We start from the raw sequence: 1,050 nt of genomic DNA on the forward strand, positions 1-1,050 counted from the left end.
GGCTCTGTTGCGCAAATCCCGTGAGGGATTCATCTCGTGAATCCAGCATGGTAGCTGGGGTGCATGAGCAGACCCACATCTCCGACCTACAGGACCACGAACTGGCCAGCCTATAACGATGCGCTCAAGCGCCGGGGTTCGCTGACGATCTGGTTCGACCCCGAGATGAGCTGGGACGCTGCGCCGACAGGCAGGCGTGGCCGCCAGCAGACCTACAGCGATGCCGCCATCCAGATGTGCCTTTCGATGAAAGTGCTGTTCGGCATGGCGCTTCGGCAGACGACCGGTTTTGTCGAGAGCCTGCTGCGGCTGGTTGGCCTCGACTGGTCGGTCCCCGACTTCAGCACGCTGTCCCGCCGCCAGAAGACCCTGGCCGTCAACATCCCCTACCGTGGGTCGAAGGGCCCGCTGCACCTGCTCATCGACAGCACGGGCATCAAGGTCGAGGGCGAAGGCGAGTGGCACGCCCGCAAGCATGGTGGCCCGAAACGCCGCGTCTGGCGCAAGATCCACCTCGGGATCGATGAGGAAACATTGGAAATTCGAGCCGTCGAGGTCACCGCGAGCCACATCGGAGATGCACCGGTGCTGCCCGATCTTCTCAGTCAGATCCCCGCGCACCAACAGATCGGCAGCGTCACCGCGGATGGCGCCTACGATACTCGAAAGTGCCACGACGCGATCGCCGATCGCGGTGCCCACGCAGTCATCCCACCCCGCAAGAACGCCAAGCCGTGGAAGACGGTCACCGCCGGTGCGGTCGCACGAAACGAAGCACTGCGGACATCGAAATACCTCGGCCGCGCGATCTGGCGACGATGGAGCGGATATCACCGCCGAAGCCGCGTCGAGACGAAGATGCATTGCGTGAAGCTGCTGGGCCAGCGGCTCATGGCTCGGGACTTCGACCGCCAGGTCGCCGAGCTCCAGGTCCGCATCGCCGTCCTGAACGGCTACACCGCGCTCGGCATACCTGTCACGGAAGCCGTGGGATAAGTCTGTCCGGGGAAAGGGGAACCTCGGCCAACACGCGATTTGCGCAACAGAGCC

General features: G+C 63.9%; 1 protein-coding gene. It reads left to right on the forward strand.

Annotation, left to right across the window (positions count from 1 at the left end; all coding sequences use genetic code 11):
- The first annotated feature begins 63 nt into the window (after positions 1–63).
- Positions 64–996, forward strand: a complete 933-nt coding sequence (locus tag Q0938_RS19120) for an IS5 family transposase (RefSeq protein WP_299365705.1) — start codon at positions 64–66, stop codon at positions 994–996.
- Positions 997–1,050: the final 54 nt, after the last annotated feature.

This window comes from uncultured Paracoccus sp. (genome assembly GCF_947496875.1).
Lineage (GTDB): Bacteria > Pseudomonadota > Alphaproteobacteria > Rhodobacterales > Rhodobacteraceae > Paracoccus.